Below are 13417 nucleotides of genomic sequence, written 5' to 3'. Positions count from 1 at the left end.
ACCTACAGTGCGGGGCATGACCCTGCTCGCGCACGACCGTTACTGCGACGAGATCGCCCACCAGGTGGGCCTGTTGAGGGCTGTGGTGACCTCCGGGGCCGACCTGTCGGCGACCGTGCCGACGTGTCCGGACTGGTCGCTGGAGCGGCTGCTGCGGCACACCGGGGGCGCCCTGCGCTGGGCGGAGCTGATGGTGCGGACCCGGGCCAGGGAGGAAGTCCCGGAGGGTCACGTGCCGTTGGGGGAGGGGCCCGTGGGCGCCGCTGACCTCGACGCGTGGCTCGGTGAGACCGGCGAGACGCTCGTCGCCACGCTCCGCGAGGCAGGCCCGGACGCCGAGGTGTGGTCCTGGGCCGGCATTCCGACCTCGGGTTTCTGGGCCCGCCGGATGACCCACGAGCTCACCGTCCACCGTGCCGACGCCGCGCTCGCCGCCGGGCAGCCGTACGAGGTCGCCCCCGAGATCGCCGCCGACGCGATCGACGAGTGGCTGCAGATCGTGGAGTTCGTGCAGCGGGCCATGCCGCACGACGAGGCTACGCAGCTGCGGGGGCCGGGGCGCAGTATCCATCTGCACGCGACCGACGGGGCACCCGGGCTCGACGCCGAGTGGATCGTCGAGTTCACCGAGGACGTCATCGTGTGGCGGCGGGGGCACGAGAAGGCGACCGTGGCGCTGCGGGGACCGCTCACCGCCGTCATGCTCGCCTTCTACCGTCGACTGCCCCTGGACAGCCCGGAGCTGGAGGTTCTCGGGGAACGGGAGCTGCTGGAGTTCTGGCTGGAGCGGACCACGTTCGGATGACGGCACGGCTGTGGCCCGCCCCCGGACCGGGGACGGGCCACAGGACGTGGTGCGGGCGTCAGCGGCTGCTGCTCGCCCCACGACGGCGCAGGCCGAAGAACACCGCGCCGCCGCCGAGGGCGACGAGGGCGATGGCGATCCCGGCGATCAGGCCGGTGTTGGAGTTCGCACCGGTCTCGGCGAGGTTGGAGTCGCCGGCCGCGGGCGACGGGGCGTTGCTCTCGGCGGTCGCCGGAGCGGTGGTGCCCTCCGAGGCCGACGGGGTCGCAGTCGGGGCCGGGGACTCCTCGGCCGGGGTGCTGGCGGAGCCCGACGGGGTGGGCGTCGGGGTCGGCGTGTCCTCGGTCTTGCAGGCGGTCGCCGGGGTGGTCAGGTTGGGCTTGATGTCCTCGCCCTTGATGTAGGGCAGGGCCTCGACGTGGACGCGGTACTCGGCGTTGGGCGCCCAGTCCTCCTTGAAGGTGACGGTGGTGCCCTCCTTGGAGCCCTTCACCGTCTGCTCGCCGACCTTCTTCGCGTCGGCACCGTTGCTCTGCAGGTACACGGAGACGGTCGCCTCGACGCCGGACTTGTCCACGTCGGTGACGGTGATGACGCCCTGCGTGCCGTCACACTTGGCTTCGGCGGAGAACTCCTTGATGTTGCAGGCAAGGGCGTTGCCGGAAGCGCCGAGCACGATCGCGGTCGTGGCGGCGGCGACGCCGAGGAAGCGCGCGGCGCGGGAGGTGCGGCGGGATATGGGCGTAAATGCCACGTTCGTCCTTCACGGGGTGCGCAAATGCGGGGGGTGGAAGGGGTGGTGATGTGTCATCACCATCCTCACGAGTCTCACAGGTCTATAAGCGCTGCATAAGCAGTGTCAACGTGCAGGGGCCCTACAACCGTTGGCTTTGCATTCTTATTACCGTGTGAGACGTTTCAGTGCCGCCGGAGCCTGCTCGATCCGGTCAACAAGGGCGATTCGGGCCTCCATTGACCGCTCCCGCGCCAGCGCCTGGAGAAGTGGCCAGGTGGGCAGCCTCTCCGTCCAGTGGACGCGGTTCACGAGCACCATCGGCGTGGGTTCGCCGCGCGACTCGTAGTAGTTGGGCGTCGCGTTGTCGAAGATCTCCTGCACGGTGCCGGCGGCACCCGGCAGGAAGACCACGCCCGCGGTGGAGCGGGCCAGCAGGCCGTCCTCGCGGGTGGCGTTGGCGAAGTACTTGGCGATATGCGAGGCGAAGGCGTTCGGCGGCTCGTGCCCGTAGAACCAGGTCGGGATGCCGACGGAGTGACCGCCCCGGGGCCAGCGCGCGCGGATCTCGAAGGCGGCGCGCGCCCAGTCGGTGATCGAGGGAGTGAACGACGGCGCCTTGCCGAGGAGTTCGCACGCCTCGTCGAGCATGGTGTCGTCGAAGGGAGCCGCGTAGGCGCCGAGGTTGGCCGCCTCCATCGCGCCCGGGCCGCCACCGGTGGCCACGGTGAATCCGGCGCGGGTCAGTTCGCGGCCGAGGCGGGCGGCACCGGCGTAGACCTCCGTGCCGCGGGCCATCGCGTGGCCGCCCATCACCCCCACGACCCGCGCGCCGCGCAGGAGTTCGTCGAGGGCGTCGGAGACGGCGTCGTCGTGGACGGAGCGCAGCATCGACGCGTATATGTCGCCGTCGGCCTTGGTGCGCTGGAACCAGGCATAGGCGAGGGCGTCGGGGGTCTGCTCGTACCCCTTCTCCAGTCCGCCGAACAACTCGTCGGGGGAGTACAGGAGTCCGCGGTACGGGTCGAACGGCAGGTGCGGGACGGGCGGGAAGACCAGGGCGCCGTCCGCGCGCAGCTTCTCCGCGGCGTTCTCCCGCATCGGGCAGCCGAGGAAGACGGCGCCCGCGGTGTCGGTGGCCAGCAACTCCCTTGTCCGGTCGGTCAGATCGACGGACTGGACGCGGAATCCGCTGAGGGCGCCGCGGGCCGAGACGACCGCGTCGAACTCCTCGACCGTCTCGATCTCACGGTCGTCGTGATGTGCCGCATGGGCGGGGCTCGTCTGCACCCGCCCATGCTCGCACGCCGTGTCTGCCCGGGGGTCAGCCCTGGATCGCCGCCGGGTCCATCCACACGACCTCCCAGCCGTGCCCGTCGAGGTCGTCGAACGAGCGGCCGTACATGAAGCCCTGGTCCTGGACGTCGTCGTTGGCGGTGCCGCCCGCGGCGACCGCCTTCTCGACCAGTTCGTCGACCTTCTCGCGGCTCTCGGCGCTCAGACAGAGCAGCACCTGGCTGCTCTTCGTCGGGTCCGCGATCTCCTTCTTGGTGAAGGTCGAGTAGAACGGCTTCGTGAGCAGCATCGCGACGATGGTCTCGCTGATCACGACGGAGGCGGCCTTGTCGTCGCTGAACTGCTCGTTGAGCGAGTAGCCGAGCTCTGTGTAGAACTTCTTCGAGGCGTCGAGGTCGTTCACGGGAAGGTTGACGAAGATCATCTGCTGGTAGGTCGGCGCGGTCATCGGAGTCTCTCCCATCGGATGCGTGCTGTACGGGGGGTAGACGGGCGGGCGCGGCGGAACTCATCGGTGGGGAGAGATTTTTTTCCAGGGCGTCAGGGCGTCAGGGCGTCAGAGGGAGCGCCGCCAGCTCCGCCACGACCAGGGTGAGCGGGCCGAAGAGGGCCAGGAGGGCACCGGCGCGGAGGGCCGCGGCGCTGCGGAGCATGGTCGCGGGGGCGCCGAGGCGGACCAGTGCGGCCGTGGTGTCCGACCTCGCGTGCTTGGCCTCCACGGCCGCCGTCAGCAGCGTGGCGAGGGCGCAGCTCGTCACCAGGAGCAGGCCCAGAGTGGTGAGCGGACCCACTTCGGGGCCCGTGGGGCCGTACAGGGTGGTCATGGCGTAGGCGCCGGAGGCCACCGCGCACACGATGCCCAAGGGACGGCCGATCCGGTCTGCTTCCGCCATGAGGACCCGTCCGGCGAGGAGGCGGAGGGCGCCGGGCCGGGCGGACTGCAGGAGACGGCCGCACAGGTGGGTGAGGCCGGGTCCGGCCACAGCCAGTCCCACGGCGGTGAGGAGCCAGCCGGCGAGGACGGAGGGGGTGCTCGCGAGGCCGCCGGGGAGGGGGGCGGCGGGGGCGGTGCCGTGGCGGTTGGCGTAGGCCTCGACCGCTAGGCCCGCCGCGAGTACCGCGATGCCCCAGGGGAGGCCCTTGGGGGCTTCCTGCGGGGCAGGGGGCAGGGCACTGTCCCGGCCGGGGTCCAGGGGCTGGTTCTGGTCGGTGGGAGCGGGGATGCCGTCCGTCGGTGCTGCGGCCTCGCCCGTGCTCGGACGCGCGCGGAAACGGCCGTAGGTACCGAAGGGTTCCGTTGCCGCCGTCCTGCCGTACGCCCCGAACCGGCCGAACGACCGTGCCTGCCTCCTCGCCGAGGCCGGCCTGTCGTCCCGCGGTCGCAGGACGAGTGCCACCGTCACCGACGCGATCGCCGGGACCAGGCCCAGCAGGGTCAGCGCCGCGGGCCACGGGAGGGGCGCGTCCGCCGCCAGGAAGTCCGCCGCCGCTCCGTCGAAGGGCATGCCCGTCAGGTCGCCCCGCAGGTGGAGGAAGAACAGCAGCGCCAGCATCGAGCCGAGGGTGCAGGACAGGGCCGTGGTCGTGGCGGTGACGGCCATCAGGCGGGCCGGTCCGAGGCCGATCGCCGCGAGACCCGGGCGGGGCCGGGTGCCTGGGTCGGTGCGGGCGACCGCCAGGGCGAAGTGGACCGTCGCCGCCAGCGGAGACAGGCACCACGCGAGGCGGAGGACGGCGCCCGACGGGTCCTCGGGGTGGCTGATCGCGTGGCCGAGGGCGCACAGGAAGAGGAAGCCCGTGCCCGCCGACGCGAGTGCCACCAGGAGGCGGCGCAACTGTACGGCGGGACGGGCGCCCCGGGTCAGACGGAGAGCGAGCACGCGGTACGGCCTTCCGACTCGGCCATCGGGGGCAGGTGGACGGTGTTCACCCGACGCCCGTCCCGGAGGGTGACCGTGCGGTCCGCCAGAGCCGCGGTGTCGCTGTCGTGCGTCGCCAGGACCACGGTGATGCCGTGGGAGCGTGCCGCCGTCGTGAGCGTGCGCAGGACGTGCGCGCGGTCCGCCAGGTGCAAGGGAGCCGTCGGTTCGTCCGCGAACAGGACCGACGGGGCCGGGGCGAGGGCGCGGGCGACGCAGACGCGCTGGCGTTCGGACTGGGTCAGCTCGTGCGGGCGGCTGCGGGTCCGGTCGCCGATGTCGAGGCGCTCCAGCCACTCCAGCGCGGCGACCTTGGCCCGGCGGCGACCGGTGCCGCGCAGCATGAGGGGGAGGGCGGCGTTCTCCCAGGCGTTGAGCTCGGGGACGAGCACCGGGGCCGGGTCGATCCAGCCGAAGCGGTCACGCCGCAGGCGCTCGCGGGTCAGCGGGCCCATGGTGTGCACGGGCACGCTGTTGAACCAGACCTCGCCGCGCTGGGCCGGGGTGAGTCCCGACAGACATCTGAGCAGTGCGGTCTTGCCGCTGCCGCGCGGACCGGTCACGGCGAGGATCTCTCCCTCGCGCACTCCGAGGGAGACGCCCTGGAGCGCCCGCGAGCCGTCGCGGTGGGTGAAGTGCAGGGAGTGTGCCCAGAGCACATCGTTGTCCGGCGGGGCCTCCATGGGCGTACACCTCGTTCTGGTCCGTTGTGCCTTGCAATCCCCCGAGCGGGGGAACGAAAGCAGGGCCGATCGGTTACCAGGCACGCTAAGGAGGCGGGGGCGGGACGCCGTACAGCACACGGCCCGGGGTGCGCGCCTGTCACTCGGACGGGTGCACTCCGGGCCGTACGGGCCGCTGGGTCGCCGGGGGCTAGAGCTTCGTCCAGGCCTCGGTGAGGGTCGCGCGCAGGATCTGCTCGATCTCGTCGAAGGTCTCCTGGTTGGAGATCAGCGGCGGGGCGAGCTGGACGACCGGGTCGCCGCGGTCGTCGGCACGGCAGTACAGGCCGTTGTCGAAGAGGGCCTTGGAGAGGAAGCCGTACAGGACGCGCTCGGTCTCCTCGTCGTTGAAGGACTCCTTCGTGGCCTTGTCCTTGACCAGCTCGATGCCGTAGAAGAAGCCGTTGCCGCGGACGTCGCCGACGATCGGCAGGTCGTGAAGCTTCTCCAGGGTGGCGCGGAAGGCGCCCTCGTTGTCGAGGACGTGCTGGTTGAGGTTCTCGCGCTCGAACAGATCGAGGTTGGCGAGGCCGACCGCCGCGGAGACCGGGTGGCCGCCGAAGGTGTAGCCGTGCAGAAAGGTGTTGTCGCCCTTGTAGAACGGCTCGGCCAGGCGGTCCGAGATGACGCAGGCGCCGATCGGGGAGTAGCCCGAGGTCATGCCCTTGGCGCAGGTGATCATGTCCGGGACGTAGTCGAACTTGTCGCAGGCGAACATGGTGCCCAGGCGGCCGAAGGCGCAGATGACCTCGTCCGAGACCAGCAGGACGTCGTACTGGTCGCAGATCTCGCGGACCCGCTGGAAGTAGCCGGGCGGGGGCGGGAAGCAGCCGCCCGCGTTCTGCACGGGCTCCAGGAAGACCGCGGCGACGGTGTCCGGGCCCTCGAAGAGGATCTCCTGCTCGATCTGGTCGGCGGCCCAGCGGCCGTACGCCTCGGGGTCGTCGCCGTGGATCGGGGCGCGGTAGATGTTGGTGTTCGGGACCTTGTGCGCGCCGGGGACGAGGGGCTCGAACGGGGCCTTCAGAGCCGGCAGACCAGTGATCGACAGGGCGCCCTGCGGGGTGCCGTGGTAGGCGACCGCGCGGGAGATGACCTTGTACTTGGTGGGCTTGCCGGTGAGCTTGAAGTACTGCTTGGCGAGCTTCCAGGCGGTCTCGACCGCCTCGCCGCCACCGGTGGTGAAGAAGACCTTGTTCAGGTCGCCGGGCGCGTGGTGCGCGAGGCGCTCCGCGAGTTCGACGGCCTTCGGGTGGGCGTAGGACCACACCGGGAAGAACGCCAGCTCCTGTGCCTGCTTGAAGGCGGCCTCGGCGAGTTCCACGCGCCCGTGGCCGGCCTGGACCACGAACAGGCCCGCGAGACCGTCCAGGTAGCGCTTGCCCTTGTCGTCGTAGATGTAGGTGCCCTCGCCCCGGACGATGGTGGGGACCGGGGAGTTCTCGTACGAGGACATGCGGGTGAAGTGCATCCACAGGTGGTCGTACGCGGTCTGGCTGAGGTCCTTGGTGCTCACGGTTATCGGGTCCTCACGGTTATCGGGTTCCCCACATGTAGGTCTGCTTCTTGAGCTTCAGGTAGACGAAGCTCTCGGTGGAGCGCACTCCGGGGATGGCCCGGATGCGGCGGTTGATGACCTCCAGCAGGTGGTCGTCGTCCTCGCAGACGATCTCCACCATCAGGTCGAAGGAGCCGGCGGTCATCACGACGTACTCGCATTCGGGCATACCGGTCAGCGCGTCGGCCACGGACTCCACGTCGCCCTCGACATGGATGCCGACCATCGCCTGGCGCCGGAAGCCCACGGTGAGCGGGTCGGTGACGGCGACGATCTGCATCACGCCCTGGTCGAGCAGCTTCTGGACGCGCTGGCGCACGGCCGCCTCGGACAGGCCCACGGCCTTGCCGATCGCGGCGTACGGACGGCGGCCGTCCTCCTGGAGCTGCTCGATGATGGCGAGGGAGACGGCGTCCAGGTTCGGGCTGCTGCCGTTCCTTGACTCGCTCCTGGACTCGCTCCTGGACTCGCAGGAGTCCCTGGGGTCTGCGCTTCGACTGGCCACGGGCACACTGTGCACGACGTCTCGTCGGTTTCGCAAGGTCGGGGCGATGAAATTCGTTGTTTACGTGACGGAGACCTGCGGATTTCGCAGTCTTGGCGCGATCGGGGGTGTTGAAAACGTGGGCCGGGAGATTAGGGTGGGTGTCTCAGTCAGTGGACAGTTTCAACCCCCCTCAGGAGGCCGGCAGTGAGCACCGAGCTGCGTCGTCTGCGCAACTACATCGACGGTGAGTTCCGGGACGCCGCGGACGGGCGGACCACCGAGGTGGTCAACCCCGCGACCGGTGAGGCGTACGCGACCGCGCCGCTGTCGGGACAGGCCGACGTGGACGCGGCGATGGCCGCCGCTGCCGCCGCCTTCCCGTTCTGGCGCGACAAGACCCCCGCCGAGCGGCAGAAGGCCCTGCTGAAGATCGCGGACGCGTTTGAGGAGCGGGCCGAGGAGCTCATCGCGGCCGAGGTGGAGAACACCGGCAAGCCGATCGGTCTGACGCGGGACGAGGAGATCCCGCCCATGATCGACCAGATCCGCTTCTTCGCCGGTGCGGCGCGGATGCTGGAGGGGCGGTCGGCCGGTGAGTACATGGAGGGCCTGACCTCCATCGTGCGGCGCGAGCCGGTCGGGGTCTGCGCGCAGGTGGCGCCCTGGAACTACCCGATGATGATGGCCGTGTGGAAGTTCGCGCCGGCGATCGCCGCCGGCAACACGGTGGTGCTGAAGCCGTCGGACACGACGCCGGCGTCGACCGTCCTGATCGCCGAGATCATCGGGTCGATCCTGCCCAAGGGTGTCTTCAACGTCATCACCGGTGACCGCGACACCGGGCGGCTGATGGTCGAGCACCCCACGCCGGCGATGGCGTCCATCACCGGTTCGGTGCGGGCCGGTATGTCGGTCGCCGAGTCCGCGTCGAGGGACCTGAAGCGGGTGCACCTGGAGCTGGGCGGCAAGGCCCCGGTCGTCGTCTTCGAGGACACCGACATCGCGAAGGCCGTCGAGGACATCTCGGTGGCGGGCTTCTTCAACGCCGGGCAGGACTGTACGGCGGCCACGCGCGTGCTGGTGCAGTCCTCCATCCACGACGAGTTCGTCGCGGCGCTGGCCAAGGCCGCCGCCGACACGAAGACGGGGCAGCCGGACGACGAGGACGTGCTGTTCGGCCCCTTGAACAACCCGAACCAGCTCAGGCAGGTCTCCGGGTTCATCGAGCGGCTGCCCGCGCACGCCAAGGTCGAGGCGGGCGGTCACCAGGTCGGTGAGAAGGGGTACTTCTACGCGCCGACCGTCGTGTCCGGGCTGAAGCAGGACGACGAGATCATCCAGAACGAGGTCTTCGGGCCCGTCATCACCGTGCAGTCCTTCTCCGACGAGGAGCAGGCCGTGTCGTGGGCCAACGGGGTCGAGTACGCGCTCGCCTCCTCGGTGTGGACCAAGGACCACGGCCGTGCGATGCGGATGTCCAAGAAGCTGGACTTCGGGTGCGTGTGGATCAACACGCACATTCCGCTGGTCGCCGAGATGCCGCACGGCGGGTTCAAGAAGTCCGGCTACGGCAAGGACCTTTCGGGATACGGGTTCGAGGACTACACGCGGATCAAGCACGTGATGACTTCGTTGGACGGGTAGTTCTTGTGGTGGTTCTTCGGCTGCGGGTTCGTGGGGGCTGGTCGCGCAGTTCCCCGCGCCCCTTAGGGAGTTGGGGCTACCGGCGTCGGGAGGGGCCGGCCGCTCGACAGGGTGTCCGCCGCTCCGCGCTCCGCTCGGCACCGCGTCGATTGTCGGCGTGCGGTGCCGGGCGGCATGCTGCGCCCATGCCACTCACACCGAGGACGCCCCCGCTCTCCCGTAGGACTCTGCTGCGCGGGCTCGGCGCCGGGGCGGTGCTGGGCGGTCTCGCCGGGTGCGGGGTGCCCGCCGCGTACGTGGCCGCGAGCGACCGGGCCGGCACCGACCGCTCCGCCACCGACAAGCGGCTGACCTGGGCGAACTGGCCGCTCTACATCGACACGGACGACGACGACTCGACGAAGCGGCCGACCCTGGACGCCTTCCGGAAGCGGACCGGGACATCCGTCGACTACGTCGAGGAGATCAACGACAACGACGAGTTCTTCGGCAAGATCAGCCCCGCGCTGATGAACCACCAGCAGACCGGCCGCGATCTGATCGTCATGAGCGACTGGATGTGCGCGCGCTTCGTACGGCTCGGCTGGGTCCAGGAGATGGACCGGGCGAACCAGCCGAACGTCACCAGGCACCTGGACCCGCTGCTGCGTTCACCGGCCTTCGACCCCGGACGCCGGTACACCGTGCCGTGGCAGTCGGGGATCACCGGCATCGCGTACGACCGCAGGAAGCTGGGCCGCGAGATCCGGCAGGTGAAGGACCTCTGGGCGAGTGACCTCAAAGGCCGGGTCACCCTGCTGTCCGGCCTCGACGAGGCCTTCGCGCTGCTGATGCAGGGCGACGGCGTCGACATCACCAAGTGGACGGCGGACGACTTCGACGCGGTCTGCGACCAGGTCGAGAAGTACGTCAGGAACGGCCACATCCGCCGCTTCACCGGCAACGACTACACCAAGGACCTGGTCACCGGCGACGTCCTGGCCTGTCAGGCCTACTCGGGAGACGTGATCCAGCTCCAGGCCGACAACCCCGACATCCGCTTCGTCGTCCCCGAGGAGGGCGCGGAGCTCTGGTCGGACTCCCTGATGATCCCCGACCGTGCCCTGCACAAGAGCAACGCCGAGCGCCTCGTCGACTACTACTACGATCCCGAGGTCGCCGCGGAACTCGCCGCCTGGGTCAACTACGTCTGCCCCGTACCCGCCGCCCAGGACGTCCTGGCGGCGTCCAAGGACGAGGACACCGCCGCCCTCGCCGAGAACCCCCTGATCTTCCCGGACGCGGAGATGCGCGAGCGGCTGGTGATCGCGCGGGACATCACGTCCGGGGAGCGGGTGGGGTACGCGAAGCGGTGGAACGCGATCGTGGGGTTGTGAACGCGGTCAGCTGTAGTAGGTGTCGAACGACCCGATCCACCAGGCGGCCAACGGCAGCACGCACACCTGCGTCCCGGCCGTGATCCAGCAACGGCACAGGGCCGCCGTGCCGAAGGTCCACCAGGCCGTCGTACGCAGCGCGTTCACCACGTCCGCCTGGTAGCTCCGGCCGGTGGGGTCCATCATGCCGGGGTAGCCCATCCAGCCCTCGGTGAAGATGCCGTCCGAGCCGAACACGATGGCCAGCGAGATGAACCACAGGTCGGCCAGGAGCGCCACGACCGTGAGCGTCACGTCGAGACGCAGGAACGCGGGCGTCGGCACCAGCAGCCGTACGGCCGGGTTCCCGTCGCGGCGCACCCAGTCCACCGGCCAGATGCGCACGAGCGTGGCGACGGCGTACGCCAGTCCGGCGAGGGCCGCCAGCCACCCGCCCATGAGGACCAGTCCGAAGAACACCATCACGAGACCCACGCCGGGCCAGATACCCCACGGCAGGGGAATGGTTCCCTCCGGGCCGGACTCGGCGCACCTCTCCGCGTGACGGCGACCCGAGGACCCGCGTCCCGCACGAACAGACGAGCGTGTGCCGTCCCGGCGGGGGTATCCGTTGCGCACCGCAACCGCCGGGCCGGCCCCGGCCAACCGGAAGGAGAGGTACCGCATGTCCGCGTCCCTCGTGGAAACGGTCGATATCGAGGCTCCCGTGGCTGTCGCCTGGGCGCTGTGGAGCGATGTGACCCGGTGGCCGACCTTTCTGAGCCATGTACGCCTGGTGGAGAGGATGGACGAGCGCCGCTTCGCCTGGCAGCTGCAACTGCCCGGCGCCGACAAGAACTTCGTGGCCGAGCTCACCGAGGTCGTCCCCGAGGACCGCATCGCCTGGCGCACGGTGGAGGGGGTGCACCACGCGGGCGTGGCCACCTTCCACCGGCTCAGTGACACCACGAGCCGGGTGACGCTGCAGATCGAGTACGACCCGCAGGGGTTCGTCGAGCACCTCGGCGCCCTGACCAATCTGGACTCGGCGCTCGCCAACTACGACCTCGGCGAGTTCCAGAAACTGGCCGAGACGGCGGCGGCGTCCTGACCTCGCACGGGCATCGCTTTTGAACGTGTTCAAATGCAGGCGTACGCTGCTGCCATGAGCGACAGAGCCGCCCAACTCAAGGGCATCCGCGCATGGCTGGTCTTCTTCGTCGTCTGCCTGGTGCTCAGCGGAGCCACGGCCTTCCCGCTGGTCCACGAGCTGCGCTGGGCCGAGGACGTGTTGCGGCACCTTCCCGCGCCGGACGCCCTGACCGACTGGATCACGCGCGTCCGGCACGGGCTCGACACAGCCGACTCCGACTACCCCTTCCTCCTCTATGGCACGGACTGGCTGGCCTTCGCCCACCTGGTCATCGCGGTCGCCTTCTACGGCCCCTACCGCGACCCGGTCCGCAACATCTGGGTCGTCGAGTTCGCCATGATCGCCTGCGCCGGGATCGTCCCGCTCGCCCTGGTCTGCGGTCCGATCCGGGGAATCCCGCTCTGGTGGAGTGTGATCGACATGGCGTTCGGGGTGTTCGGAGTGCTCCCGCTGTACGTCGTACGGCGGAAGATCAAGCGGCTGGAGGCGCTCACTCCGTACGGCTCCGCGCCCAGCTCCCCTGCCGTGTCCGCTACTTGAGCGCGGCGGTGATGATCCGGACGATGACCGGGTTCGCGTCCTCGCTCTTGGCGTCGGTGGAGTTGACCGAGTACACGAGCGTACGGCTCAGGTCGCGGGTGGCGGCGATCGCCGAGTTGTAGCCGTACCGGCCGCCGGACTTGACCCAGTAGACCTTCCCGCCGGACTCGAAGCGCTGGAGGCCACCCGCGCTGTAGCTCGCGCCGGTGATGCCCGAGGGGACCCGGAACACTTCCCTCAGCTGCGGCCGGGGGACGATCCGGCCCCGGAGGAGGCCGGTGAGCAGCCGCTCCAGATCCGCGGTCGTGGAGATCATGTCCCCGGCCGCGAACCGGTCCGCCTGGTTCCACTCCGTGACGTCCACGAACTCCGTCGTTCCGTCGGCCCGCTTCACCGCCTGGTAGCCCCGGTTGTGCGGGCCGAGGATGCGCGGGTCGGCGCCCGGGAAGTACGTGTCCCGCATCCCGGCCGGCGCCAGCACCAGCCGGCCGACCTCGGAGGCGTACGACCGCCCGGTCACCCGCTCGATCAGCAGGCCGAGGAACGTGTAGTTGATGTTGAGGTAGTGCTGCTGCTCCCCCGGGCAGAACTCCGGCTTCTTCGCACCCGCGGACGCGGCGACCCGCTGGGGGCTGAGCGTGTCGAAGCGGTGGGCGTACACCTCCTCGAAGGTGGTGCCGAGACCGTCACCCGCCGGGATGCCGCTGGTGTGGTCGAGCAGCCGCCGCACGGTGACCGGCTGGAACTGCCGGCCGAGGAGGCCGGGCAGGTAGTGCTGGACCGGTGTGTCCAGGTCGATCCGCCCCTGGTGCGCCAGCCGCAGTACGGCCGCCGCCGTGACCACCTTCGTCGTCGACCCGGCCCGGAACCGCGCGCCCGGATCGGCGGGCCGCCCGCTCTCCAGATCGTGCACGCCCGAGCTGCCGCGCCAGTCGCCGCCGGCGCCGCCGATCCGGACCAGGGCCGCGGTGGCGTTCGCGTCGGGGAGTCCGGCGATCGCGGCGCGTAACGCCTTGCCGTCCGGTGCGGAGGTGCTGTGCGCGGTAGCGGCCACGGTCGGCAGACCGGCGGTCAAGGGCACGGCGAGGGCGCCGGCGAGGATGCTTCTGCGACGAATGTCACGCATGAGTGGGCTCCAGGGGATGTGAGATGTGTGTGATCATCCTGCGGGACCGTCGAGGCGGCGGGATCGTCGGTGAGAAGGG

Annotated in this window: 14 protein-coding genes; 5 read left to right on the top strand and 9 right to left on the bottom strand. The window is 70.1% G+C overall.

Translation table 11 applies throughout. The annotated features are described in order from the left end of the window. The first annotated feature begins 16 nt into the window (after nt 1-16). Entirely contained in the window at nt 17-805 is a 789-nt protein-coding gene (locus ABZT06_RS17375) for a maleylpyruvate isomerase family mycothiol-dependent enzyme (protein WP_355741078.1), read from the top strand. A gap of 58 nt (nt 806-863) precedes the next feature. On the opposite strand, the gene ABZT06_RS17370 is transcribed toward ABZT06_RS17375, so the two are convergent. The 7 genes from ABZT06_RS17370 to ABZT06_RS17340 all read right to left on the bottom strand — a co-directional run bounded on the left by ABZT06_RS17370 (nt 864) and on the right by ABZT06_RS17340 (nt 7553). Next, a complete protein-coding gene (locus ABZT06_RS17370) occupies nt 864-1559 on the bottom strand; it encodes an LAETG motif-containing sortase-dependent surface protein (protein ID WP_355741076.1) in 696 nt (231 codons plus the stop codon). A 147-nt stretch (nt 1560-1706) separates the two neighbouring features. Continuing rightward, on the bottom strand, nt 1707-2828 hold the full coding sequence (locus ABZT06_RS17365; protein ID WP_355741074.1) for an LOG family protein: 1122 nt from the start codon (nt 2826-2828) through the stop codon (nt 1707-1709). 34 nt (nt 2829-2862) lie between these two features. Then, nucleotides 2863-3282: a VOC family protein gene (locus ABZT06_RS17360; protein ID WP_355741072.1), complete on the bottom strand. Its 420-nt coding sequence runs from the start codon at nt 3280-3282 to the stop codon at nt 2863-2865. Nucleotides 3283-3382: 100 nt separating this feature from the next. Continuing rightward, nucleotides 3383-4714 (bottom strand): hypothetical protein, encoded by a 1332-nt coding sequence (locus ABZT06_RS17355; RefSeq protein WP_355741070.1) that lies wholly within the window; start codon nt 4712-4714, stop codon nt 3383-3385. Next, nucleotides 4696-5436, bottom strand: a complete 741-nt coding sequence (locus ABZT06_RS17350; RefSeq protein ID WP_355741068.1) for an ATP-binding cassette domain-containing protein — start codon at nt 5434-5436, stop codon at nt 4696-4698. The genes ABZT06_RS17355 and ABZT06_RS17350 overlap by 19 nt, the downstream gene beginning before the upstream one ends. 190 nt (nt 5437-5626) lie before the next feature. Next, a complete protein-coding gene (locus tag ABZT06_RS17345) occupies nt 5627-6991 on the bottom strand; it encodes an aspartate aminotransferase family protein (RefSeq protein ID WP_355741066.1) in 1365 nt (454 codons plus the stop codon). 19 nt (nt 6992-7010) lie between these two features. Then, nucleotides 7011-7553 carry an Lrp/AsnC family transcriptional regulator gene (locus ABZT06_RS17340; RefSeq protein WP_355741064.1) on the bottom strand — a complete coding sequence of 181 codons (543 nt, stop codon included), beginning with the start codon at nt 7551-7553 and terminating at the stop codon, nt 7011-7013. Between the two features lie 171 nt (nt 7554-7724). Between ABZT06_RS17340 and ABZT06_RS17335 the strand changes: the two genes are divergently transcribed. Beyond that, complete coding sequence (locus ABZT06_RS17335) at nt 7725-9164, top strand: gamma-aminobutyraldehyde dehydrogenase (RefSeq protein WP_355741062.1); 1440 nt, start codon at nt 7725-7727, stop codon at nt 9162-9164. A gap of 185 nt (nt 9165-9349) precedes the next feature. Then, a complete protein-coding gene (locus tag ABZT06_RS17330) occupies nt 9350-10540 on the top strand; it encodes a spermidine/putrescine ABC transporter substrate-binding protein (RefSeq protein ID WP_355741060.1) in 1191 nt (396 codons plus the stop codon). A 6-nt stretch (nt 10541-10546) separates the two neighbouring features. Here the strand turns inward: ABZT06_RS17330 and ABZT06_RS17325 are convergent, their stop codons facing one another. Next, nucleotides 10547-11014, bottom strand: a complete 468-nt coding sequence (locus ABZT06_RS17325) for a hypothetical protein (protein ID WP_355741058.1) — start codon at nt 11012-11014, stop codon at nt 10547-10549. Nucleotides 11015-11204: 190 nt separating this feature from the next. On the opposite strand from ABZT06_RS17325, the gene ABZT06_RS17320 reads away from it, so the two are divergent. Continuing rightward, nucleotides 11205-11630 (top strand): SRPBCC family protein, encoded by a 426-nt coding sequence (locus ABZT06_RS17320; RefSeq protein WP_355741056.1) that lies wholly within the window; start codon nt 11205-11207, stop codon nt 11628-11630. A gap of 54 nt (nt 11631-11684) precedes the next feature. After that, the gene (locus tag ABZT06_RS17315) at nt 11685-12212 is read left to right on the top strand and encodes a hypothetical protein (RefSeq protein WP_355741054.1); all 528 of its coding nucleotides are present in this window, start codon (nt 11685-11687) and stop codon (nt 12210-12212) included. Here ABZT06_RS17315 and ABZT06_RS17310 read toward each other — a convergent pair. Beyond that, a complete protein-coding gene (locus tag ABZT06_RS17310) occupies nt 12205-13338 on the bottom strand; it encodes a serine hydrolase domain-containing protein (RefSeq protein ID WP_355741052.1) in 1134 nt (377 codons plus the stop codon). The genes ABZT06_RS17315 and ABZT06_RS17310 overlap by 8 nt on opposite strands. Between the last annotated feature and the right edge of the window lie 79 nt (nt 13339-13417).

The organism is Streptomyces sp. NPDC005483 (genome assembly GCF_040606035.1).
Lineage (GTDB): Bacteria > Actinomycetota > Actinomycetes > Streptomycetales > Streptomycetaceae > Streptomyces.
The sequence above is the reverse complement of the archived record's forward strand: the minus strand, read 5'-3'. Positions and strand labels throughout refer to the sequence as shown.